The sequence below is a fragment of the Streptomyces sp. NBC_01428 genome, assembly GCF_036231965.1.
Taxonomy (GTDB): domain Bacteria; phylum Actinomycetota; class Actinomycetes; order Streptomycetales; family Streptomycetaceae; genus Streptomyces.
Genome location: NZ_CP109499.1, coordinates 76,767 through 101,166, shown reverse-complemented (window position 1 = coordinate 101,166; position 24,400 = coordinate 76,767). Strand labels below are relative to the sequence as shown.

The following is a 24,400-nucleotide window of genomic DNA, read 5'->3' as shown; positions in this document are numbered from 1 at the left end:
CACACCCCGCCCCCGCCCACTCCCACCCACGCCCCGGACAGGGCAGCCGGGACGGGGCGGGGGCGGGGGTGCAGTCGGCCGTGGTGGTCAGGACAGGCCGGTCAACGCGGAGAAGACGTCGTCGAGTTCGTGCGAGTGCACGGTCAGCGACTCGGCCGTGACCGCCGCCGCGTCCAGCACGCCGAGCACCGCCCGCAGCGACTCCGTGCCCGCCTCCCCGGGAATCTGCAGGGTCAGCGTCTCGGGATCACTGAACGCACCCCCGCCCGGGCCCGCGCCGAAGGCGGCCCCCGCACGCTCGAGCGCCGCCTCGTCGGCGAACCGCAGCCGCACCACCCCCGGCGGCGCTCCCCGCCCGGACCCGGCGCGGACCCTCACCGCGCCCGGCCCGGGCTCGGGACGCCCCGGCACGAGACTCAGCCCGGCCCGACGGACGGCAGCCGCACCCGGCACCCCGCCAAGGAGCCCGTCCCCGCTGCCGTACACCCCCACGCCGTACGCGTACGCCTCCCCGCCCCCCTCCTCGTCCCCGATCCCGAGCTCGTCGTCCTCGTACCGGCCGGCGTCGTACAGGTCCCCGTCCCCGGCGTCGTTCCCGTCGTCGGAGAACCCGTCGTCGGGGGCGGCCTCGGTCAGGGCGTCCAGCAGGATCCGGCGGGCCTCGGGGGACAGGGAGCGGGCCAGGCGGCGGGACAGTTCGCGGGCCTGGCCGCCGCCGGTCTCGGCGGCGACGGCCAGCTCGGCCGCCCCCTGCGGCGTGAGATCCGCCGACGGCCCCGGCCCCAACTCCTGGCTCTGGGCCGGGAGGCCGGGCGGGCGGGATACGGGCCCGGGGGAGGGCAGGGCGTGCAGGGGAGTGCCGGCCGGGCCGGGAGCCCAGGGGGTGTCGGTCACGGGCACGGCCCTCGCCTTCGCTCGCGTGGTGTCGTCCGCGCCGCCGACGGGCCCACTGGCCCGGGCGACCCGCCCGCACCGCTGCTGTTGGTGTGGCTCACGTGGTCGGTGGTTCACGGACGGGGCTCACTCTCGTGCGGGTCCGCCACGATGAGCGTGCCCGCCCGGTGTCCGGCGAACATCTGCAGGAGCACCGCATGCGGGACCCGCCCGTCGATCACCCGGGCCGCGCCCACCCCGCCGCGCACGGCGTGCAGACAGCCGGTCATCTTGGGCACCATGCCCTCGCTCAGTTCGGGCAGGAGCTTCTCCAGCTCGCCGGCCGTCAGCTGCTCGATCACCTCGTCGCTGTGCGGCCAGCCCGCGTACAGGCCCGCGACGTCCGTCAGCATGACGAGCGCGTGCGCCCGAAGCGCCCGCGCCAGGGCGGCGGCGACGGTGTCGGCGTTGACGTTGTGGACCAGGCCGTCCTCGGTGCTGCGGGCCAGCGGTGAGACGACCGGGATCCGGCCGTCCGCCAACAGGCCCTCGACGACGCCGGTGTTCACCCCCGTGATGTCACCGACCCGGCCGATGTCCACCGGTTCCCCCTCGATCCACGGCACGTGCCGCACCGAGGTGAGGGTGTCGCCGTCCTCGCCGGTCATGCCGACGGCCAGCGGCCCGAACCGGTTGATCAGACCGACCAGTTCGCGCTGCACCTGACCGGCCAGGACCATCCGCACCACCTCCATCGCGGGCGGCGAGGTGACCCGCAGACCGGCCCTGAACTCGCGCTGCAGGCCGCGCCGCGCGAGCTCGGCGTCGATCTGGGGGCCTCCGCCGTGCACCACCACGGGCCGCAGCCCGGCATAGCGCAGGAAGACGACGTCGCGGGCGAAGGCCGCCGTGAGGCCGGCGTCGACCATGGCATGGCCGCCGAGTTTGATGACGATCGTGCGGCCCTGGTGGCGGGCCAGCCACGGCAGGGCCTCCCCGACCGCCGAGGCCATCGCCTGGGCGGGGTGCACGCTGACGGTCACGAGAACCTCGCACGCCGGGAGGCGGGGCCGCCGGCGGGGCGGTTGGCACGCATAGGCACGACTCCTTCGGTAAAGGGCCCCGGCCCGCGGGGGCGGGCCCCGCAGACCGGTGGACATGCGCTTGAAGACGGCACGAAAGGACTTGGCCGTGCGGCGCCCCGTTGGGAAGGTGAACACCTAAAGGCCCCGCCCGCCGAACGCGCCGCCATCATCGCGCCGCACACGGACCGGCGGAAGCCGATTCCCGCCGGCACACGCACACGGGCGGCTTCTTCGTTCTTTTCCGCATGCCGCCGCCCAGGGCGCTCACGTCCTGCCGACAGGACAGCATCCGGTATCCGCCGCGAGCGCGGGCGGAACAATTCCCGCAGCATCGCAACGGACGGCGAGGACCGCGCCGATTCCGTGACCGGACATGCCGCCCGGCCAACCGGATCCGCCGTTCCCCCACCTGCCGCCGATCCTCCTGCGGGCACTCTCCCCACCCTTTTTCGGTCGTGTGAACCGGAGGAACGGATCCCGCTCGCATGTCCCTAGCGGGCCGCTCGCGTTCCGCTTGAATTCCTCTCGCCTTTCGCTCGTCTTTCGCTCGCTTTTTCGCTCGGGAAACGGTTCGAGCGCGCGGGCGTTCCGGCGAGGTCGCGGATGCCGTGCACGGCGAACCGGCGTGCCCGAACACCACAAGCCGAACACCGCGAGCGGCCCGCTCGTGGCCCGCTCGCGTTCCGCTCGTGGTCCCCGGTGCCGGGCATGCGGCACCGGGGGACCGGGCGTCACCCGCCCGGGGGAGGGCGCGGATCAGACGGTGGAGGGTTCGGCCTGCACCGGGCAGCCGTGCTCCAACTCCCGCTCGGTGCGCCCCAGCACGATCGAGTCGGCGATCTCACCGCTGCGCACGGCGATGTTCGACAGCAGCGCCGACGACAGGCCGTGACTGTGCTCGGTGCCGCCCTGCAGATAGACACCGCAGGTCAGATCCGACGCGGGCACCAGGCGGTAGTCGCGCTCCACCCGGTGGCGGCCCGCCGCGTCCCGCTGGAAGTGCCGGTCGAAGTCGCCGAGCAGCCGGGCCGGGTCCAGGCCGTCGTAGCCGGTGGCGAACACCAGGGCGTCGACGGCCAGTTCCTCCGTCGAGTCGTCCAGCAGCGACCGCAACAGCACCCGCGTCTCGTTCCCGGCCCGCTTGACCTCCGCGACCCGGGTCAGGTTGCGGAAATGCAGCCGCCGGCTGCCGCGCACCTGCTCGTCGTACAGCCGCTGGAAGAGGGACTGGATGACGTCGGCGTCGACCACCGAGTAGTTGGTGTTGCGGTGGTAGCGCCAGAACGCGTCCTGGGCCTGTTCGTTGCCGAAGTAGTACTCGTCGACCGCGCCGGGGTCGAAGACCTGGTTGGCGAAGGGGGTGTCGTCGGCGACGGAGTAGCCGTAGGAGGGGATGACCGCGCTGACCTGGGCGTCCGGCAGCGTGTCGTGGAGGAACCGGGTGATCTCCGCCGCGCTCTGCCCGGCGCCGACCACCGCCACGCTCTTCAGGCCGGCCGGGTCCTGTTCGTGGAAGCGGCCCAGGAACTGCGAGCTGTGCCACACCCGTTCGTCCGCGTTCACCCCCTCCGGCAGCCGCGGCACCAGGCCCGTGGAGATGGCCACGTTGCGGGCGGTCACCCGGCTGAGGGTGCCGTCACCCGCGCGGACCTCGACCTCGACGAGGTCGGGACGGGCCACCCCGCCCTCGGTGCCGGGCCGGATCGCGGTGACCTCGGCACCGTAGGTGACCCGGTCGCCCAGGCTCGCGGCCGCCCACTCCAGGTACTGGTGGAACTCCTGGCGGGTCGGGAAGAAGTCCTGGTTGTTCACGAACTGCACCAGCCGGTTCGCCGCGTGCAGATACGAGACGAAACTGAACCGGGACATCGGATTCCTGAAGGTCGCCAGGTCCTTGAGGAAGGAGATCTGCATGGTCGTCGACGGCAGCAGCATGTTCCGGTGCCAGCCGAACGAAGGCTGCCGCTCGAAGAAATGGGACGTGACCGGATGCTCCGGAGCGCTCGCCCCGTGCTCCTCCAAGGCGATCGCGAGCGACAGGTTGGACGGGCCGAACCCGATACCGACCACGTCGTAGATCTCCTGGCTGCGCCTGCCCGTTATGCCCATAGAAAACTCTCCCGCTTGCGTCTGGAAAACTCGGCCGGTGGCCCGAGAGACCGTTCTGCAGTGTTGCTGTGGAGAGCCTCTCAAAGGCAACTTGAAGATGGCATGAAGACCGTTCGAGAAGTTCTCGAAGTGCCCGGCATCCGGAAAGCGTTGTCCTGCCGGCGGGACGGCGATATGGTCGGCGCACATTTCCAGAACTCCGCGCGGCACCGCCGACGGCGAGATGCCCGGAGCAATACCGGACCCGCGTGCGATCCGATCCGCCGATCGGCCACGCCCCGAACCGAAACCGCTCTTCGATCCACCGTCATGCTCCGAGCCATTTTCCGAAAGGGTGAATCCGCATGTTCGTGCCCAGCTCCTACCGTGAACCGGACAGTTCGTGGATGGTGGACCTGATCCGCGCCAATCCCCTGGCCCTCGCGGCCGCCAACGGCCGCCCCGAGGACGGCCCGTTCGCCACCCACCTGCCGGTCATCTTCGACCCCGACACCTCGGGGGAGTGGACGGGCGAACTGCCCGGCGCCACCCTCCTGGGACACATGAACCGGGCGAACCCGCACTGGGCGGCACTGGAGTCGGGCAGCGTCCTGCTGCTGACGTTCACCGGCCCGCACTCCTACGTCTCACCCACCGTCTACGAGGTGACCCCGGCCGCCCCGACGTGGAACTTCACCGCCGTCCACGTGCGGGGCGTGGTGGAGAAGATCGACTCGGTGCAGGAGACCCTGGGCGTCGTGGAGTCCACCGTCCGCGCCTTCGAGGGACGGTTCGGCGACGGCTGGGACATGACCGCCTCCCTCGGCTACTTCCGCAAGATCGCGCCTGCCGTGGGAGCGTTCCGCTTCACCGTGACCGGCGCCGAGGGCATGTTCAAACTCAGCCAGGAGCAGCCCGGCGAAGTCCGCGAGCGGGTCCGGGAGTCGTTCGGGCAGAGCGCCTGCACCTACAAGCGCGAGACGGCCGGCCTGATGAGCAGGCTTCCCTGAACAACACCAGGAGGCGGCCGGGGGCCGCGGCGCCGGATGTCAGGCGCTGACGGCCACCGCCCGCACCCGCACCGCCCTGCCGCCACCGGCCGCACCCTCCCGGCCCTCACCCCTGCCCCCACCCGGCGCCACAGCCGGTGAGACGGCCGCCGGGCCGCGTGCCGCGACACCCCGGACCCCGGCCACCGCCTCCCGGCCCCCCACAAGCCCGTCCTGTCCTTCCGACGCGTCCTGCGGGTCCTGCGCGTGCTGCGCGTCCTGGGCGTCCTGGCCGTGCTGCGGGTGCTCTGCGTGGTCGCCGGGTGCGTCCGGGTCCCGCAGCGCGGTCGCGGCCGCGCTGTCCAGCGTCGCCGTCACCCACTGCTCGAAATCGACACCCAGCTGCTCCGCCGCCCGGTGCCACCACTGCAGACGGCTGCCGGGCAGATCCAGACGCTGAGCGGCCTCCTCCTCCTCCGCCGCCGCGGCCGGCGGCTGCTGCTGCTCGCTGCGGCGCGCGGCACGCAGCGCACTGCGCAGCTGCTTGGTCGTCCACCGCTGCCGCTCGGCCCGCTCCAGCCACCGGTCCTGCTCCTCGGCCGGCATCGACGCCAGCTCGGCATGGTGCTGGAAACTCAGGCCGGCCCGGCGCCGCGCGAGCGGAAAACGCCGCGACACCCAGGCGTAGTTGCGCAGCGTCTGGTAGGAGAGCCCCACCGCGCGTATCCCGCGCTGGTAGCGGTCGGTGTAGTGGTCCTTGCCGTAGACCAGCCAGTCGCCCAGCCACCACGACGAGGAGTCGAGGACATCGGCGAGCTGACGCCCGGCCCGCTCCCACTCGTCGTACGCCATCAGCTCCGGCATCTGCAGACCCACCCGGGTCGTCAGCACCTGACCCCGGCGCGCCCCGGTCGCCACCGTGCGCGGCTGCTGCGGCGCGCCCTGTGCGAGAGCGGTGGCCGGGCCGCCGTGCGACCCCGCGGTCCGACCGGCCTGATGCTCCATCATGCCTCCAGTGAGAGAACGGGGGTTGTGGCACACGACCGGCGAGGACTCTTCCAGCGCGGGCTGGAGCGGAACCGGAGCCGAACTCGAACTACCGCACGGCGAACACCTCTACGACGTCGCCCCGGCCCTGCCCCGCCCTTCCAGGGAAGTGGGGGAGAGGTGCATCGCCCCGCCGACGGGACCGGCCGGCGGGGCGATGCACCGCCGCCGGACGACATGGCGTCACCCACGGCCGGCCGGGCGGGTCAGTGCGCGGCGGACGGCGCCGGGCAGAACTCGGCGTCCAGGACGGGCAGGACCGTTTCCGCACCCCAGTTGCTGTTGTAGTTGAACGTCAGCTGGTGGCTGCCGTCCTCGGTCAGGGCGGACAGCGACAGCCACCCCACTGCGCCGCCGTCGTGATACCAGAGGGTGATGCCGCAGCCCAGCGTGAGCCGCTCGATGCCCAGCCCGTAGGACGAGATGGGGAAGTCGGGGTTGTCGACGGTCGTCTTGAGTTCCTTCAGCTGCTGCGCCGGCAGCAGCTTTCCGCCCAGCAGCGCCCCGAAGAAGCGGTTCAGGTCCGCGGCGCTGGAGATGATGTCGCCGTTGCCCCAGTTCTGCGAGCCGTTGACCGCGGTCACGTCGTCGACCCGGTCCGGCTGCGCGGCGAACAGCCGGGAGTAGCCGCGGCTGCTGGGCCGGGGCAGGCCGGTGCGCTCGCCGGGATTCGACGTCGCCGTGAGCCGGAGCGGCTCGATGATCCGCCGGCGCACCTCGTCCTCGTAGGAGCGGCCGGCGACCTTCTCCACCACGAGGGCGGCCAGGACATCGTTGGTGTTGGAGAACCAGTGCCGCACACCCGGTCCGAACGCCGGCGGGTGCGCGAGGGCCACCTTCACCCGCAGCAGGGGCGTCAGCGTGTCGTAGCGGTGGCGCAGGTACCCCTCGCCCGCCAGATACGTCTGCCCGTACGCCGGGTCCGAGACGTAGTCGAACAGGCCGCTGGTGTGGTTGAGGAGCTGACGCACGGTGATCGCACGGCCGTCGTTGCCGTTGCCGCTGACCAGGCCCGGCAGGTAGCGGTCCACGCTGTCGTCCAGGCGCAGCTTCTTCTCCGCCTCCATCTGGAGCAGGACCGTCGCGACGAAGGTGTCGGTGATGTTCCCGGTGCGGAACCGGTCGTCGGTGCCGCGCGCGGCACCCGTGGCCAGGTTGCCCACGCCCGCGGCGGTCTTCCACACCCCGCCGGCGTCGCGCGCCGCGGCGGTGACACCGGGGACACCGGCCGCGACGGCCGCCTCGAGTGCCCGCCGGGTCGCCTGGTGGGCGGCCGGGGCGGGGGCGGTGTCGTGCGCCGCCTGGGCCGGGGCGGTGAACACACCCGCCGTCAGCGCGAGCGCCGCCACACCGACCGCACCGGCCCGGGATCTCTTGCCTGTCCTCATGTTCTGGCTCCTGACATTCATCTGTCGGTACGTGTCTGGCGCAGGGGGTCCGTGCGACGTACGACGTGCGGGTACGTGTTCCTGCGCAGTGCGGGGGCACGTGCTGTGCCCGCCGGGGGGGGGTGGGGTCAGCGGGGGCGGGCCGTGGTCGCGGCGTCGAGCGCGGCGGTCGCGTCCCGCCGGATCTGGCGCAGCAGCGGCGAGGGATCGCCGGCGAAGTAGAAGTGGCCGCCGTCGAAGACCCGCAGGCCCAGGAAGCGCTCGAAGTGGCGGGCCCAGCCGGTCATCGAGGCGGGCGGGGCGGAGCGGTCCGCGCCCCCCGCGTACGCGGACAGCGCCACCGGCAGTACGACGGCGTCCGGATCGGGCCGCCAGGTCTCCACCAGCCGCAGGTCTGCGCGGATGACCGGCTCGAACAGGGCCCACAGATCAGGGTCCTCGAAGACGTCACCGGGTGTGCCGCCGAGCAGCTTCAGACGCTCCCGCAGGTCGGCGTCGGACAACTGGTGGTAGCGCTGACCCTGTCCGCCCGGCTGCGGTGCCGTCCGTGCCGAGAGCCCCGCCCACACCGGCAGCGGCAGGCCCCGCGCGAGAGCCCGCCGGGTGATCTCGTACGTCAGCAGGGCGCCCATGCTGTGCCCGAACAGGGCGTAGGGGCCGTCCAGTTCCGCCTCGATACCGTCCAGCAGATGGTCCGCGAGCCGGCCGGCGTCGGTGATCTGCGCCCTGTCCAGGAGCAGCCCGTGGCCCGGGGCGTCGAGCAGCCGCACATCCCACGACGGGGGCAGAGCGGCGGGCCAGGTGCGGTAGAGCAGGTGCGAGCCGCCCGCATGGTGCAGGACGAACAGGCGCAGGGCAGGTCGTGTGCTGTTCATCGCTCTCCCTCGGATCGGGCCGCGTTCCGGGGACCATAGAACGGCGCCCGCCCGTCGTGTTCCGGCCACCGCGCGCCCTGTGCCGCGGCTGTGGCGGCTCTCGAGCGGGCCTCAGGCACAACACCGCGCCCCCCGCCCCCGGACCGCCCGCCTCCACCGCACACCAGCCCCTCGCCCCCTTGGCCCTCGGCCGCCACCGGCGCCGACGGGCAGCCCCCACTCCGGACCGACACCCCGGCATCCCCGAACCGGCCGCCCCGCCCCCGGCGCGCCGCAACCCGGCCGCCCCGCCACCGGCCCCGCACTCCGGCCGGCCTCGCCGTCCCCGCGAACCGTGCGCCCGCCCCTCTTTCCGCCACCCACACCCACACCGCGCCCACCCACCCCGCAGCCGCGTCCGCAGCCGACCGGCTCCGGCACACCGCGCCCACCCCGCAGCCGACCGGCTCCGGCACACCGCGCCCGCCTGCCGCCGGCGTCGCAGACCGGGCAGGACCCGCCCCGGGTCTCGACCAGGACTCGACCGGCGCCGCGCGAACCATCGCTAGGTTGATGGACGTTGGCACCAGCGACGCGGCCGGCCAGGCCCGTACGACACCTGCGGATCCGCCCACAAGGCCAGGGGTCCCCACCACCGCTCGAACCGGAGCGGACGCCACACGGGCCTGGCTGCCGTACGCTCCCGCCCAGCTCCAGTACCGCGAGGCAGACGATCTCGCATCCGTACGTCATGGACCGGCTGCACCGTCCCGGTCCCGGGCAGCTCCCGAGGGAACGCGAGCGCCCTTCGACGCCGTGGTGTCCGATCGGCCAATCTGCGCCCAGGACAGCGAAGTCCGGCGAAGGGACGAACCGGTGAACGACGACTGGCAAGAACTCGACCAGCCACTGCGCCACGCCCACACCCACAGCTACGTCGGCACGGCACAGGCCGGTGCCCCGCCGCTGCGGCTCGCCGGCGCGGACGACGAGGCGGCGGTCTCCGCCGAACCGCACATAGTCCGCGGCATCGACTGACCCTGCCCGGGCTCCCCGTCCACCGGGCCTGCCCCCCTGCCTCCCTGCGCCCCTCCTTCTCGTGGCGCGGTGTGCGAGGTCCTTGCCCGGAGCGGCACCGCGAGCGCCGTCACCGGTGGTCTCCGCGTCACGGCCCCGCCCGCCACCCGGCCCGCGGTGCCGTGCGCCGAACGCGCCCCGCACCCCCTCGTACGGTCGGGAGCCGTACGTCCCTGCCGCCGGGGCCGGTGCTCCGGGCAGCGCCCGCACGGCGCGGGGAGCACCCGCACGGTGGGGGGACACCCCGCCGACACGACGTGACGGGCCCCCGCAGCGCGGACCCCGAGCGCGCCCGGCCCGCAGCGGCACACGCGCCGGCCGCACCCCAGAACCCCCCGCCTGGCCCGCAGTGGCACATGCGTCGGCCGCCCCGAGCACCCCCCCGCCCGGGCCCGCGGCCACGACGTGGCTCCGCCCGGCGCGACACCCCCCGGATCGGCGTGGGCAGACACCCCGCAGACGCGCGGGCACGGCGCGCCCCCGGTCGGCCGCGAGCGGCTCAGGCCCGCCGAACTCCCCTGCGCCGAGACCCTTTTACGGCACGCCCGAGCCGGCGCACCGCGTGCCTGTGGGACGCCCACGGCCCGAGCGCACCGGCGCCACACCGGCAGGGGAGGGGCTCAGCCCAGCTGCGTCCGCGCACGTCACCTTCCCCGCGGACGAACCGGCTCGGGAGCCAGAGCCAGAGCCGGAGCCGGAGCCAGAGCCGGAGCTGGAGCCGGAGCCCGCCCCGTGGTCCCACACCGCTGCCCGGCCCGGCGCTCCCGCGCGACGCGGCGCTCCCGCGCGTCCCGCCCCGCGCCCGGCCCCGCGTCTGGCGCGCAGCACCCTCCCGGCCTCCGGCACCCCGCCCGCGCGCGCCTCGGCCCCCGTATGGAACACACCCGGGACAGCGGCCCCGGAACCCCTGGGACACCCATGGCCGGCGCTGCCGAACTCCCCGCGGCCCACGTCATGCCGGTCCCGGCGTCAAGCCGCTCTGAACCCGGCCTCCAGCCGCGCTCCGGTCACCCGTCCCCGGGTGCGGGCGGCCGCGCATCGTGGCACAGGAACCCGGCCCGGTACAGAGGATCCCGGCCGGGTGCGGGCCCTTTCCCGGGCGGGGCGGGCGGCGTGGCGGCGGCCCTTGTCGTGCCGGCGGCCCGCTCCTTACGGTCGTGGCAACGCCGGGGTCGCACCGACGCCGGGTGTCCTGTCGACCGGACGCCCGGGTGTCCCGTCGACCGGACAACACCGGCCGGTGAAGCCGCCCGGTGCGCTCTCGCACCCGGCCCGGCGACAGCCCATCCCGAGTCACCTTCATGACGGTTAAGGACGGTGCCAGTTGAGCACGAACCCCTTCGATGACGAGGACGGCCGCTTCCACGTTGTGGTCAACGACGAGGAGCAGCACTCCCTGTGGCCGGCGTTCGCCGAGGTGCCCGCCGGCTGGCGTGTGGTCTTCGGCGAGGCGGCCCGCGCCGAGTGCCTGGAGTACGTCGAGTCGAACTGGACCGACCTGCGCCCGCGGAGCCTGCGCGAAGCCATGGCCGCGGACTGAACACCGCACCCACCGAACTGGGCTGACACTGCGTCAGATTGCGGGGCCCGGCCGACGGGCCCCGCGGTGCCCGGGGGCGCCGGTGCGCGCCTGCCGCGTCCCGGCCCACGCGAGCAACCGAGCGAGCCGACCCGGACCGACGGCGGCGACCGGCACCCGGCACGGCCGGGGGAGCGGTCAACGACCGCGCGAACACTGCGAGTTGGGAGATGAAGTTGTGACGGGCGCTGCGAGAACTGCGAGCAGGTACAAGCCGAGGCCGCACACCACGGGAGAGCCGGCCCAGCGCGATGTGGTCCTGTCCTTCGTGGGGACGCACGCCACGGTGCAGAAGTCGGGAATGGTCTTCCCGCAGAATCTCTCCGAACGGTCCTGGGAACAGATCGGGGCCAACCTGCGGGAACTGGTGAACTCCTCGGCCTGGTGGCTCGCCGACTGGCTGATCTACGGAGAGGCCACCTACGGGTGGCGGCGCTACAAGGAGGCCGTGGAGCGGACCGGGCTCGACTACCAGACCCTGCGCAACTACGCCTGGGTGGCCCGCCGTTTCGAGCACGACCGGCGGCGCGACAGCCTCAGCTTCGCCCACCACGCCGAGGTGACCCGGCTCTCCCCGCCCGAGCAGGACTACTGGCTGCGCAAGGCGGAACAGCAGAAGTGGTCGCGCAACGAACTGCGCCGCGCGGTGCGCGCCAGCCTCGCCGTGCAGAGCGGAGAGCACGCCGAGCTCCCCGAGTCCGCCGGCGACGGCGGGCAGGACGCCACCACCGGGTCGCCGCGGACGGCCGGGCAGGGCGGGAGCAAGGTCACCACGCTGACCATCGAGCTGTCCGTCGGCCAGCTGGAGTACTGCTCCAAGGCCGCCGCCGCCCACGGACTGCCCGTCGACAAGTGGGTGGCCCGGATGCTGGCGAGCGCCGAACGCCAGAGCGCCTGAGAGCGCACCGCCCCGGCGTGCCCGGGGCGAACCCCCTGCCCAGGTGCCGCGGGCGCACCGCCCGACCGGACACCGCACACATCGGAGTCAGTTGATGATCCTTCAGGGAAAGCGGGTGGCCCTGCCGCCCTCGCCCGTCGTCCACCGGCGGTTCGAGGAGCACGCCAGGGCCACCCCCGACGCCCTCGCCGTCGTGTGGTCCGGCCGGCAGGTGACGTACGCGGAACTCGACGCCCGGGCCAACCGGTTCGCGCACTTTCTCACCGCACACGGCCACGGCCGCGGCGCGAAGGTCGGCATCTGCCTCGACTACTCGATCGACATGATCGTCGCCATCCTCGGCACCCTGAAGGCCGGCGCGGCCTACGTGCCCTTCGACCCCGCCTACCCCGCGGCCCGCCTGCACCTGCTGCTCGGCCAGGTACCCGACCTCGCCCTGATCGTGGCCTCCCCGGCCACGGCCGCCATGGTCGAGTCCGCGGGCGCCGAGGTCATCGACCTCGAACAGCTCGCCGGCCACCTCGCGACCCTCCCGGCGACCGGCCCCGACGTCCACGTCACCGGCGACGACCTCTGCTACGCGGTGTTCACCTCCGGCTCGACCGGCACCCCCAAGCTGGCCGCGGTCCGCCACGAGGGCTGGTTCAACCTGATGAACTGGCTCCAGCTCGAATACGGCCTGCACCGCGGCTCCCACAACCTGGTCGTCTCCGCCTTCGGCTTCGATCTCTCCCAGCGCGCCCTGATGACCCCCCTGTTCTGCGGCGCCACCCAGCACCTGATGGCCAGCCGCAACTTCGACGCCATGCTCGCCCACCGCATGCTCACCCAGTACGACATCCGCGTCGTGCACTGCGCCTCCAGCACCCTGTACCTGCTGGTCGACTGGGAGAACGCGCGTGGCGGCGACGCACTCGCCCGCCTCGACTACGTCCTGTTCGGCGGGGAACCCCTCAAGAGCGAACGCCTCACCCGCTTCGCGCGCCGCCCCGGCACCACCGTCACCCTGCTGCACCAGTACGGCGTCGCCGAGTGCACCGATGTCGCCACCTCCTACGACCTGGCCCACTACCGGCCCGGCGAGCACGACATCGCCCCGGTCGGCCGGCCCGCCCACAACACCGTCATCCACCTCCTGGACGCCGACCTGCGCGAGGTCCAGGCAGGCCAGTACGGCGAGATCTGCATCTCCGGAGCCGGCGTCGGCGCGGGCTACCTGGGCGGCAGCGGCCCCGAGAACGCCAAGTTCACGACCGTCGACGTCGAGGGGACACCGCTGCGCCTGTACCGCACGGGGGACCGTGGCCTCATCGACGACCGCGGCCAACTCGTCGTCGCCGGACGGATGGACGCCCAGGTCAAGGTACGGGGCATGCGCATCGACCCCACCGACGTCGAACGCGCCCTGGGCCGGCTGACCGGCGTCCGCGAGGCGGCCGTGGTGGTCACCTACAACGACGGCGGCGAAGCCGAACTGAACGCGTTCGTCGTCCCCTTGGGCAACGACCTCGCCGAGGACGATCTGCGCACCCGCCTGCTGTGGACCCTGCCGCGGAACATGGTGCCGTCCCGGTTCACGAACATCCTGCGCCTTCCGCTGAGCCCGCACGGAAAAGTGGACCGCGCCGCCCTGGCGGACGTCTGCCGCACCCCGTACGCCGGCAGCAACTCCATTGCATGAAAGGGCCCTTGGCCGTGACGACAACCGAGAGGAACGCGATGACCGCCGACCGCGTCCGCGCCATCTGGTGCCGGGAACTCCAGCGCGACGACATCACGCCGGACGACGACTTCTTCGCCCTGGGCGGCCAGTCCCTGATCATGGTCAGCATTCAGGGCGCATTCATCGAGGAACTGGGCGCCGAGGTCCCCATGGACCAGATGTTCCTCAACCCGACCGTGGCGTCGATCGCCGCCTACATCGACTCCCAGGCCGCCCTCGCCCCGTAACCACCACCCCCTCGCCCGCCCCGGGCAGACACGGGGGGCCGTCCCGCCGGCGGGACACCCGCGGCATGCCCGCACCCTTTTCAACTCCCTCCGCCCAAGCCCTTTCACGGCCCGCAGGATCTCTTCATCCCGCCCGCCCGGGCCGGATAGCCTCGAATGCGTCCACGGCCACCGCCCCCTTCTTTTTCTTTTTGCGGCCGGCCGCAGCGAACAGCGCACCCCTTTCACCCCGGCACGGTTCGGCCGCGGCCGAACCGTGCCCAAAAACAATCCGGTAAGAGAGGCGCCATGTACGACGTGATAGTCATAGGTGCCCGTTGTGCGGGTTCGCCGACGGCCATGCTTTTCGCACAGCAGGGCTATCGCGTCCTGCTCCTGGAGAAAGCGCGCTTCCCCCAGGACACCCTCTCCTCGCACTACATCCACCAGCAGGGCATCGCCCTGCTCAACCGGTGGGGCCTGCTGGACAGGATCCGCGACTCGGGCGCCCAGCCGATCACCCACCAGCGCTACGAAGGCCCCGGCGTACGCATCGAGGGCTTCTCCCTGCCCATCGACGGCCTGCGCACCACCTACGCGCCCCGCCGCTACGTCCTCGACCCGATCCTCGCCGACGGCGCCGTCGCGGCCGGCGTGGACTTCCAGCAGGGCTGCGCGGTCAACGACCTGCTCTTCGACGGCGACCGCGTCACCGGCGTGCGCTACACCACCCCCGCCGGCACCGTCACCACCGAACAGGCCCGCCTGGTCGTCGGCGCGGACGGCATGCGCTCCCTGGTCGCCCGCAAGACCGGCGCCCCCAACGTCATCGAACACCCGCGGATGACCTGCACCTACTACAGCTACTGGTCAGGCGTCCCCTCCGACTTCGAACTCTACGAGCGCACCGGCCGCTGGATCGGCGTCCTGCCCACCAACGACGACCTCACCCTGCTCATGGCGTACTTCCCGCAGGAGGACTTCGGCCAGGTCCGCAAAGCCGTCGAACCCGCCTACCTCGACGCCTTCCGCACCACCGCCCCCGAACTGTACGAACGCATGCAGGCCGGCGAGCGCGTCGAGCAGCTCTACGGAACCGGCCACCAGGACAACTACTTCCGCAAGGCCTACGGCCCCGGCTGGGTCCTGGTCGGCGACGCCGTCAACCACAAGGACTCCATCACCGCCCGCGGCATCACCGAAGCCTTCGTCCAGGCCCAGACCCTCACCGACGCCATCGGCCAGAACCTCCACGAGGACACCGCCCTCAAACCGGCCCTGCGCCGCTACGAGAACAGCCTGGGCGACGAGGCCCTCAACCACTACCAGGGCGCCCTGAACGTCGCCGAACTCAAGCCCGAGGGCCGCACCGACATGCTGCGCAAACTGGTCGGCCACCAGCAGCACATCGACCGCTACTTCTCCACCCTGTCGGGCGCGTGCTCCATCGACGACTTCTACAACGACGAACTGCTGACCCTGCTCGACCAGAGCTGACGACCTGCCGACCCGCTCCCTGGTAACGCCGAATTTGGAGACATGATGATCCCGTTGTCGTTCGCGCAGCGCCGGCTGTGGTTCGTGGACCGCTTCGAAGGCCCCTCGCCGACCTACAACGGCGCGTTCGCCCTGCGGCTGACCGGCGAACTGGACGTCGACGCACTGCGGGCGGCGCTCCACGACGTCGTCGACCGGCACGAGGTGCTGCGCACGGTCATCGTCGAGGACGACGACGGCGTCCCCCACCAGCAGGTCCTGGCCCACGGACACGAGCAGGTCACCCTGCCCCTGAGCGAGGTCACCCCCCGCACACGGGACGCGGCCGTCGACCGGGCGGCCAAGCAGACCTTCGACCTGGCCACCGACGTCCCCATCCGGGCCGTCCTGCTGCGCTGCGCACCCCGCGACCACACCCTGGTCCTGGTCGTCCACCACATCGCCCTGGACGGCGAGTCGCTGGGCCCCCTGCTGCGCGACCTCACCACCGCCTACACCGCCCGCCGCGACCACCACGCCCCGCGCTGGCAGCCACTGCCGGTGCAGTACGCCGACTACACCCTGTGGCAGCAGGACGTGCTGGGCCAGGAGTCCGACCCCGACAGCCTCGCCGCCCGCCAACTCGACTACTGGCGCCAGGCGCTGGCCGACCTCGCACAGCCGCTGGCCCTGCCCACCGACCACCCCCGCCGCCGGACGGTCAGCTCACGCGGCGACCTCGTCGAGTTCCCCCTCGAACCCGGCCTGCTGCGCGCCGTGGAGAAACTCGCCGCCGAGCAGGACACCACCGTCTCCATGGTCATGCAGTCCGCCCTCGCCGTCCTCCTGCACCACCTCGGCTGCGGCGACGACATCCCCCTGGGCGCACCGATCGCCGGCCGCACCGACGAGGACCTGCGCGACCTCGTCGGCTTCTTCGTCAACACCTGGGTGCTGCGCGTCGACCTCTCCGGCAACCCCACCTTCCTCCAGCTGCTGCACCGCGTCCGCGAACGGGCACTGGCCGCCTACGACAACCAGGACATGCCCTTCGAACGGCTCGTGGAGCGCCTCAACCCCGACCGCTCCACCGCCTACCACCCCTTCTTCCAGGTGATGCTCGCCTGGCAGGAGCCGCTGGGCGAACTCCACTTCGCCGGCCTGGACGTCACCTCGCAGACCCTGGAGACCGGCACCGCCAAGTTCGACCTGTTCTTCAACATGATCCCGGACAGCTCCGGCGGCGCCGGGGTACGCCTGGAGTACGCCACCGACCTCTTCGACCAGGACACCGTCCGCGCCCTCGCCGCCCGCTTCGTACGCGTCCTGGCACGGCTCACCGCCGACACCGCACGCGGCGTCAGCAGCATCGACGTCCTCGACGACAGCGAACGCGACCAGCTCCTGACCTTCACCACCCCCACCGCCGCACCGCACGGCAGCGGACAGACGGTCCCCGACCTGTTCGAGGCCCAGGTACGGCGCACCCCCGACGCCCCCGCGCTCGTGTGCCAGGGCCGCACCCTGACCTACCGCGCGCTCGACGAACGCGCCACCCGCATCGCCCGCGAGCTCACCCGCCGCGGCGCCGGCCCCGAGGACCTCGTCCTGCTCGCCCTGCCCCGCACCGAGGACCTCGTCGCCGGCCTCCTCGGCATCCTCAAGTCCGGCGCCGGCTACGTACCGATGGACCCGCAGTACCTCAGCGCCCGCGCCCGCACCATCCTCGACGAAGCAGCCCCGCGCTTCGCCGTCACCGACACCGCCACCTGGCAGGACATGCCGCCCAACACCGTCGAGGCCCTCCACCTCGACGACCGGGCCCTGTGGAGCGCCCCCGGCACGGCGCAGGAACGGGCCGCCCACGGCACGGCGCCCGCCCCCGGCAACCTCGCCTACGTCATGTACACCTCCGGCTCCACCGGCACGCCCAAGGGCGCCGCGATCACCCACCGGGGCGTCGTCGACGGCATCCGCGCCCTGGCCCGCACCGTCGGCGCCGGACCCGGCCGGCGCATCCTCGCCGGCACCTCCGTCAACTTCGACGTGTCCGTCTTCGAACTCCTCAGCGCCCTGAGCACCGGCGGCACCGCCGAACTCGTCCCCAACGCGCTGGCGCTGGCCGAACGCGACCACTGGGACGGCCACATCATCAGCGCCGTCCCCTCCGTCCTGGGCGAACTCGTCGGCCACCTCGACAAGGCCCCCGACGTGGACACCGTCGTCCTCGCCGGCGACGTCCTGCCCGCCCGCCTGGTCCGCCAGGTCCGCGAGGCACTGCCCGGCGTGAACATCGTCAACTCCTACGGGCAGAGCGAGAGTTTCTACGCCACCACGTTCACCCTCACCGCCACCGAGGACCTCCCCGACGGCGACGTCACCCCCATCGGCAGCCCGCTGCCCGCCATGCGCGCCTACGTCCTGGGCCCCGGCCTCGCCCCCGTACCGCACGGAGTGGTCGGCGAGCTGTACGTCGCCGGGAGCTGCCTGGGCCGCGGCTACCACGGCCGGCCCGCACTGACCGCCGACCGCTATGTCGCCGACCCCTACGGGCCCGCCGGCGAACGCATGTACCGCACCGGCGACCTGGCCCGCTGGAACACCGACGGCCACCTGGAGTGCGTGGGCCGCGGCGACGGCCAGGTCAAGGTACGCGGCTTCCGCATCGAGACCGCCGAGGTCGAAGCCGCCATCACCCAGCACCCCGGCATCAGTGAGGCTGTCGTCATCAGCCGCACCGTGCCCTCCGGGGGCCGCCGGCTCGTCGCCTACGTGGTGCACACCGGCGAAGGCGCCGTCGGCGACGACGGCGCCGGCGGCATCGGCGACGTCGACGTGCAGTCCGGCGCCTCGGCCGCCGAACTGCGCAAGTTCGTCGCCGCCCGCCTGCCCGACTACATGGTGCCCTCCGCGTTCGTCGCGCTGGGCCGCCTGCCGCTGGGACCGACCGGCAAACTCGACCGCGCCGCGCTGCCCGAACCCGAGTTCCAGGGCGAGACCTACCGTCGGCCGCGCACCGAGGCCGAAACCGTCATCGCCGCCGCCTACGCCGACGTCCTGGGCGTCGAACGCGTCGGCATCGACGACGACTTCTTCGCCATCGGCGGCGACAGCCTGCGCTCCATCCAGGTGGTGGCCCGCGCCCGCGCCCGCGGCCTGAACCTGACCACCCGCGAGATCTTCGAGTGCCGCACCGCGGCCCGCCTCGCCGAAGCGGCCGGCGCCCACCGCGATCAGGCACCCGTCCTGGCCGAACTCGACGGCGGCGGCGTCGGGGAGCTCCCACTGCCCCCGGTCGCCCGGCACGTCTTCGAACACGGCGGCGGCACCGACCGCTTCGCCATGGCGATGGCCCTGGACCTGCCCGACACCATCGACGCGGACACCCTGGCCGCCACCCTGGACGCCGTCCTGGACCGCCACGACCTGCTGCGCGCCCGCCTCGTGCCCGACACCGGCGCCGGCGAACCGGTCCTGCTCGTGCCGCCGCCCGGCAGCGTCCACGCCCACGACCTGATCCACCGCGTCGACTGCGACGGCCGCTGGGAGGAGCCCGCCCTCCTCGAGGCGGCCCAGCAGGAACTGCACGACGCCGTCGGCCGCCTGAACCCGCGGGCCGGCCGCATGGCCGACTTCGTGTGGTTCGCCCCCACCCCCGGCACCACCGGCCGTCTCCTGGTGGTCCTGCACCACCTGGTCGTCGACGGCGTCTCCTGGCGCATCCTCATGTCCGACCTCGCCGAGGCCTGGCAGCAGGTCCGCTCCGGCAGCACCCCCGACCTGCCCGCCGTGGGCACCTCCGCCCGCCGCTGGGCCGCCGCCCTCCAGGACGAGGCCCTCTCACCGCGGCGCGAAGCCGAACTCGACTACTGGCGCGACCTGCTCGAAGCACCCAACCCCCCGCTGGGCAGCCGCCCCTTCGACCCGGCCCTCGACGTCATGTCCACCCTGGACACCGTCCGCATCGACCTGCCCGCCGACGTCACCGAAGCCGTCCTGACGACCCTGCCCGCCGCGTTCAACTCCACCGGCACCGACGTCCTGCTCGCCGCCCTCGCCCTGGCCGTCGGCCACTGGAACGGCACCGGCCACCCCACCCTGGTCCGCATGGAGGGCCACGGCCGCGAGGACCACGTCGTGCCCGGCGCCGACCTGTCCCGCACCATCGGCTGGTTCACCAGCATGTACCCGGCCCGCGTCGACGTGTCCGGCCTCGACGTCACCGACGCCCTGACCGGCGGACCGGCCGCCGGACAGGCGATCAAGCGGGTCAAGGAACAACTGCGCACCGTCCCCGACAAGGGCCTGGGCTACGGCCTGCTGCGCCACCTCAACCCGGAGACCGCCGGCCAGCTCGCCGAACACCGGGCCCCGCAGATCGGGTTCAACTACCTCGGCCGGATCTCCGCCTCCGACGTGCCCGAACACCTGCGCGCCGACGGATGGGGCCCCGCCTCCTGGTCCGCCGACCTGATCCCGCAGCCCGACCCGGACCTGCCCGCCCTGTCCGCCCTGGAAGTCAACTCCCTGGTCACCGACACCCCCCAGGGGACCCGGCTGCAGGCCGCGTTCATGTTCCCCACCGGACTCCTCACCCGCGAGCGGACCACCGACCTCGCGAACCTGTGGGTACAGGTGCTGCACGGCATGGCCGCACACGCACAACGCCCCGACGCCGGCGGACTGACCCCCTCCGACGCCCCCCTCGTCACGGTCCGCCAGGACGAGATCGAGGCCTGGGAGCAGACCTACGGACCGCTCAGCGAGGTATGGCCGCAGGCCCCGGGACAGTCCGGCATCCAGTACCAGGCGGCCCTCGCCGACGGCTCCTTCGACGTCTACCACATGCAGTTCGTGCTGCACCTGAGCGGACACGTCGACCCGGCCCGCATGCGGGCCGCCGGCCAGGCCCTCCTGGACCGCCACCCCAACCTGCGCTCCGCGTTCCTGGCCACCGACAACGGCGAGCCCGTCCAGGTCGTCGCCGACCACGTCACCCTGCCCTGGCACCACCACGACCTGAGCGGACAGGACCCCGCCGCACAGGACACCGCTCTGGACCAGGCACTGGCCGCCGACCGCGCCGACCAGCTCGACCCCACCCGGCCCCCACTGATCCGCCTCGCCCTGCTCACCTGCGGAGGCCGGCAGGCGAAACTCATCGTCACCGCACACCACACCCTCTTCGACGGCTGGTCCTCACCGATGGTGATCACCGACCTGGTCCGCCTGTACTCCAGCACCGAGGACCTCCCCGCGGCCCGCAGCTACGGCGACTACCTGGCCTGGCTGTCCGCGCAGGACCAGCAGGCCTCCGCCGCACGCTGGAAGAGCGAACTGGAGGGCTTCGACCAGCCGACCCTGGTCGCCCCCAACGCCGCCCTCAAGGGCACGTCCTCGGCCCTGGGCCGCGTCGAGGTACCCCTGTCGATCGACAAGGGACGCGAACTGGCCCGCCGCGCCGCCCAGCTCGGCGTCACCCTCAACACCCTCCTGCAGGGCGCGTGGGCGATCCTGCTCTCCCAGCTGACCGGACAGCAGGACGTGGTGTTCGGCGCCGCCGTCAACGGCCGCCCCGCCGACCTGCCCGGCTCCGACGAGATGGTCGGCCTGTTCATCAACACCCTGCCCACCCGGGTGCGCTGCCTGCCCGAGCGCAGCATGGGCGAGGCCATCACCGACCTCCAGGACCGCCAGACCGCCCTGCTGGACCACCACCACTACGGGCTCGCCGACATCCAGCGCGACATCGCCCTGCCCGCCCTGTTCGACACCCTCATCGTCTTCGAGAACTACCCCATCGACCGTGAGGGCATCGTCGACGCGAACACCTCCGCGGGCTTCACCATCGACAGGATCCGCCCGTTCGCCGGCTCCCACTACCCGCTCACCCTCAACTCCGCCGACCCCTACCTGCGGCTCTCCCTGGACTACCAGAACAACCTCTACGACCGGCCCGCGGCCGAGGAGATCGCCGCCCGCCTCGTCCGCGTCCTGGACCAGCTCCTGGCCGACCCGCACACCCGCCTCGGCGCCGTCGACGTCCTGGCCGAGACCGAACGCGACTGGCTGCTCGAGACGGTCAACGACACCGCCGAACCCACCCTGGAAACCGGCCTGGTGGACACCCTGGCCCGGCACGCGAAGGCCACCCCCGACGCGCTCGCCGTCACCGCCGAGGACCGGTCGCTGACCTACCGCGAACTCGACGAGGACACCAACCGCCTCGCCCACTGGCTCACCGGCCGCGGGGTGGGACCCGAATCCCTCGTCGCCGTCCGCCTGCCCCGCACCGCCGGCCTCGTCATCGCCCTGCTGGCCGTCCTGAAGACCGGCGCCACCTACGTGCCCGTCGACCCCGACCACCCGGCCTCACGCATCGCCCACATCCTCGACGACTCCCGCCCCGCCCTCGTCCTGGACGCCGACACCCTCACCGCGGCCGCCGACGACCTCACCGCCCAGCCGGCGACGCCCCTCGCCACCGTCGTCCACCCCGACCAGGCCGCCTACGTCATCTACACCTCCGGCTCGACCGGAAAGCCCAAGGGCGTCACCGTCACCCACCGCGGACTCGCGAACTTCCTGGCCACCATGGCCCGCCGCTTCCCGCTCACCCCCGCCGACCGGCTCCTCGCCGTGACCACCGTCTCCTTCGACATCGCCGGCCTCGAGCTGTACCTCCCGCTCCTGTGCGGCGCGGGAATCGTCCTCGCGGACAAGGACACGATCGCCCAGCCCGCCGCCGTCCTGAAGACGATGCGCGAGCACCACGTCACCGTCGTCCAGGCCACCCCCGCCTTCTGGCAGATCCTCCTCATGGAGGAACCCGACGCCGCCCGCGGCCTGCGCATCCTGGTCGGCGGCGAAGCCCTGCCGCCCCAACTCGCCCGCACCCTGGCCGCCCAGGCCGCCGACGTCGCCAACGTCTACGGCCCCACCGAGACCACGATCTGGTCGACCAGCACCCACATCGGCCCCGACACCGGCGTCCCGCCCATCGGAACCCCCATCGGCAACACCCGCCTCTACGTCCTGACCGCACGCCTGGAGGCCGCCCCGCGCGGCGTGCAGGGCGAGCTGTACATCGCCGGCGACGGCCTGGCCCGCGGCTACCAGGGCCGCCCCGACCTGACCGCCTCCCGCTTCGTGGCCTGCCCCTTCGGTGCGCCCGGCGAGCGCATGTACCGCACCGGCGACCTCGTCCGCTGGGGCGAGGACGGCCGCCTGCAGTACATCGGCCGCACCGACTTCCAGGTCAAGATCCGCGGCTTCCGCATCGAACTCGGCGAGATCGAGCACGTCCTGGCCGAACACCCCGCCGTCGCCCAGGCCGTCGCGATCGTCCGTGAGGACCGCGTAGGCGACCAGCGCCTCGTCGCCTACGCGGTGCCCGCCGGCAAGAGCGACCCCACCACCCTGGACGTCCCGGCCCTGATGGCTCTGCTGCGCGAACGCCTGCCCGAGTACATGGTCCCCGCCGCGATCGTGCCGCTCGCCGCCCTGCCCACCTCACCGAGCGGAAAACTCGACCGCGCCGCCCTGCCCGCCCCCGACCACGGCGAAGCGGCGAGCGGACGGGCACCCGCCAACGAACGCGAGGAAACCCTGTGCCGGCTCTTCGCCGACCTGCTGGGCCGTGAACAGATCGGCGTCGACGACGACTTCTTCGCCAGCGGCGGACACTCCCTGCTCGCCACCCGCCTCAGCGGCCGCATCCGCAAGGAATTCGGCATCGACTCCAAGGTCACGATGGTCTTCCGCAACCCGACCGTCGCCCAACTGGCCCTGCGCATCGCGGAGCTGACCGCCCCCGACCAGAACCGCCCCCGCCGGGCGAACCGCCCCCAGCTGCGCCAGATGACTGTGCAGGAGTAGCCGATGATCCCGCTGTCGTTCGCCCAACGCCGGCTGTGGTTCCTCCACCGCCTGGAGGGCCCCTCCGCGACCTACAACATCCCCTTCGCGCTCCGCCTGGAGGGCCCCCTCGACACCGCCGCACTGGCCGCCGCCGTCACCGACGTCGCCACCCGCCACGAAACCCTGCGCACCCTGATCGTGGAGGACGCCGACGGCACACCGGGCCAGCAGATCCTGCCCCCCGACGAAGCCGTCCTGCCCTTCACCGTCACCGACACCACCCCCGGCGAACTGGACGCCGCCCTGGACACGGTCCTGCGCGCCGGCTTCCACCTGGAGTCGCAACTCCCGCTGCGCACCACCGTCTTCCGGCTCGCCCCGCAGGAACACGTCGTCGCGTTCGTCTTCCACCACATCGCCGTCGACGGCGCCTCCATGGCCCCCTTCCTCACCGACCTGGTCACCGCCTACACCGCCCGCCGCCAGGGCCGGCCCCCGCACTGGACGCCGCTGCCCGTCCAGTACAAGGACTACACCCTGTGGCAGCGCCAGCTCCTGGGCGACGAGGACGACCCCGAGTCGGTCGCCGCCGCACAGATCGACTACTGGCGCACCGAACTCGACGGCGTGCCGCAGCCGGTCCAGCTACCGCTGGACCGGCCCCGCCCCACCCTGCCCGGCCACCACGGCGGCCACGTCTCCTTCACCCTGGAACCCGAACTCCTCACCGGCATCGGGAAACTGGCCGCCGACCACGGCGCCACCGCCCCCATGGCCGCCCAGGCCGCCCTCGCCCTGCTCCTGCACAAACTCGGCGGCGGCCACGACGTGACGATCGGCAGCCCCATCGAGGGCCGCGCCGACGAACAGCTCGACGACCTCATCGGCTTCTTCGTCAACACCTGGGTCCTGCGCGCCGACCTCGCCACCGCCCCCACCTTCGCCGACCTCCTCGAACAGGTACGGGAGAAGGCACTCGCCGCCTACGACAACCAGGACCTGCCCTTCGAACGCCTGGTGGAACTCCTCGGCCAGGACCGCGCCACCTCCTACCAGCCGCTGTTCCAGACCATGCTGGCCTGGCAGTTCGTGTGGCCGCAGATCCACCTGCCGGGCCTGAACGCCACCCCGCTCGCCGCCGACACCCGCTCCGCGAAGTTCGACCTGTTCTTCAACATCGTCCCCGACGCCGACGGCGGCGCCTACGGACGCCTGGAGTACGCCGGCGAACTCTTCGACCAGAGCACGGCCGCCGCC

14 protein-coding genes and 1 pseudogene are annotated in these 24,400 nt (G+C 72.7%); 9 read left to right on the top strand and 6 right to left on the bottom strand.

Features of this window, described 5'->3' with window-relative positions; translation table 11 throughout:
- Positions 1-87: 87 nt before the first annotated feature.
- From OG406_RS00300 to OG406_RS00290, 3 genes are all read right to left on the bottom strand, one after another.
- Positions 88-900, bottom strand: a complete 813-nt coding sequence (locus tag OG406_RS00300; RefSeq protein ID WP_329183092.1) for a hypothetical protein — start codon at positions 898-900, stop codon at positions 88-90.
- Between the two features lie 107 nt (positions 901-1,007).
- Positions 1,008-1,886: an acetylglutamate kinase gene (gene argB / locus OG406_RS00295; protein WP_326843928.1), complete on the bottom strand. Its 879-nt coding sequence runs from the start codon at positions 1,884-1,886 to the stop codon at positions 1,008-1,010.
- 828 nt (positions 1,887-2,714) lie between these two features.
- Complete coding sequence (locus tag OG406_RS00290) at positions 2,715-4,067, bottom strand: lysine N(6)-hydroxylase/L-ornithine N(5)-oxygenase family protein (RefSeq protein WP_267052111.1); 1,353 nt, start codon at positions 4,065-4,067, stop codon at positions 2,715-2,717.
- A gap of 344 nt (positions 4,068-4,411) precedes the next feature.
- Between OG406_RS00290 and OG406_RS00285 the strand changes: the two genes are divergently transcribed.
- Positions 4,412-5,056, top strand: a complete 645-nt coding sequence (locus OG406_RS00285; RefSeq protein ID WP_081222077.1) for an FMN-binding negative transcriptional regulator — start codon at positions 4,412-4,414, stop codon at positions 5,054-5,056.
- Positions 5,057-5,095: 39 nt separating this feature from the next.
- Here OG406_RS00285 and OG406_RS00280 read toward each other — a convergent pair whose 3' ends face one another.
- The 3 genes from OG406_RS00280 to OG406_RS00270 all read right to left on the bottom strand — a co-directional run bounded on the left by OG406_RS00280 (position 5,096) and on the right by OG406_RS00270 (position 8,345).
- On the bottom strand, positions 5,096-6,043 hold the full coding sequence (locus tag OG406_RS00280) for an LmbU family transcriptional regulator (protein ID WP_329183088.1): 948 nt from the start codon (positions 6,041-6,043) through the stop codon (positions 5,096-5,098).
- A 245-nt stretch (positions 6,044-6,288) separates the two neighbouring features.
- Positions 6,289-7,470, bottom strand: coding sequence for a serine hydrolase domain-containing protein (locus OG406_RS00275; RefSeq protein ID WP_329183086.1), 1,182 nt, complete (start codon positions 7,468-7,470; stop codon positions 6,289-6,291).
- 128 nt (positions 7,471-7,598) lie between these two features.
- Positions 7,599-8,345: a thioesterase II family protein gene (locus OG406_RS00270; RefSeq protein ID WP_267052116.1), complete on the bottom strand. Its 747-nt coding sequence runs from the start codon at positions 8,343-8,345 to the stop codon at positions 7,599-7,601.
- An 855-nt stretch (positions 8,346-9,200) separates the two neighbouring features.
- On the opposite strand from OG406_RS00270, the gene OG406_RS00265 reads away from it, so the two are divergent.
- The 8 genes and pseudogenes from OG406_RS00265 to OG406_RS00230 form a co-directional block, all read left to right on the top strand.
- Positions 9,201-9,362, top strand: a complete 162-nt coding sequence (locus OG406_RS00265; protein WP_164370950.1) for a hypothetical protein — start codon at positions 9,201-9,203, stop codon at positions 9,360-9,362.
- A 1,363-nt stretch (positions 9,363-10,725) separates the two neighbouring features.
- Complete coding sequence (locus OG406_RS00260; protein ID WP_081222070.1) at positions 10,726-10,941, top strand: MbtH family protein; 216 nt, start codon at positions 10,726-10,728, stop codon at positions 10,939-10,941.
- 325 nt (positions 10,942-11,266) lie between these two features.
- Positions 11,267-11,878 (top strand): LmbU family transcriptional regulator, encoded by a 612-nt coding sequence (locus OG406_RS00255; RefSeq protein WP_329183082.1) that lies wholly within the window; start codon positions 11,267-11,269, stop codon positions 11,876-11,878.
- Between the two features lie 94 nt (positions 11,879-11,972).
- On the top strand, positions 11,973-13,559 hold the full coding sequence (locus tag OG406_RS00250; RefSeq protein WP_329183080.1) for an amino acid adenylation domain-containing protein: 1,587 nt from the start codon (positions 11,973-11,975) through the stop codon (positions 13,557-13,559).
- A 14-nt stretch (positions 13,560-13,573) separates the two neighbouring features.
- Positions 13,574-13,828, top strand: coding sequence for an acyl carrier protein (locus OG406_RS00245; RefSeq protein WP_267052119.1), 255 nt, complete (start codon positions 13,574-13,576; stop codon positions 13,826-13,828).
- 288 nt (positions 13,829-14,116) lie between these two features.
- A complete protein-coding gene (locus OG406_RS00240) occupies positions 14,117-15,304 on the top strand; it encodes an NAD(P)/FAD-dependent oxidoreductase (protein ID WP_164370954.1) in 1,188 nt (395 codons plus the stop codon).
- A 42-nt stretch (positions 15,305-15,346) separates the two neighbouring features.
- The gene (locus OG406_RS00235; protein WP_329183075.1) at positions 15,347-23,161 is read left to right on the top strand and encodes a non-ribosomal peptide synthetase; all 7,815 of its coding nucleotides are present in this window, start codon (positions 15,347-15,349) and stop codon (positions 23,159-23,161) included.
- Positions 23,162-23,164: 3 nt separating this feature from the next.
- Positions 23,165-24,397, top strand: a pseudogene (locus tag OG406_RS00230) (condensation domain-containing protein); the annotation flags it as partial.
- Between the last annotated feature and the right edge of the window lie 3 nt (positions 24,398-24,400).

What these genes read in the sequence shown, in the direction of transcription:
- argB (WP_326843928.1), bottom strand. Translation starts at nt 1,886, where the DNA reads ATGGCCTCGGCGGTCGGGGAGGCCCTGCCGTGGCTGGCCCGCCACCAG.
- OG406_RS00290 (WP_267052111.1), bottom strand. Translation starts at nt 4,067, where the DNA reads ATGGGCATAACGGGCAGGCGCAGCCAGGAGATCTACGACGTGGTCGGT.
- OG406_RS00285 (WP_081222077.1), top strand. Translation starts at nt 4,412, where the DNA reads ATGTTCGTGCCCAGCTCCTACCGTGAACCGGACAGTTCGTGGATGGTG.
- OG406_RS00280 (WP_329183088.1), bottom strand. Translation starts at nt 6,043, where the DNA reads ATGATGGAGCATCAGGCCGGTCGGACCGCGGGGTCGCACGGCGGCCCG.
- OG406_RS00275 (WP_329183086.1), bottom strand. Translation starts at nt 7,470, where the DNA reads ATGAGGACAGGCAAGAGATCCCGGGCCGGTGCGGTCGGTGTGGCGGCG.
- OG406_RS00270 (WP_267052116.1), bottom strand. Translation starts at nt 8,345, where the DNA reads ATGAACAGCACACGACCTGCCCTGCGCCTGTTCGTCCTGCACCATGCG.
- OG406_RS00250 (WP_329183080.1), top strand. Translation starts at nt 11,973, where the DNA reads ATGATCCTTCAGGGAAAGCGGGTGGCCCTGCCGCCCTCGCCCGTCGTC.
- OG406_RS00240 (WP_164370954.1), top strand. Translation starts at nt 14,117, where the DNA reads ATGTACGACGTGATAGTCATAGGTGCCCGTTGTGCGGGTTCGCCGACG.
- OG406_RS00235 (WP_329183075.1), top strand. Translation starts at nt 15,347, where the DNA reads ATGATGATCCCGTTGTCGTTCGCGCAGCGCCGGCTGTGGTTCGTGGAC.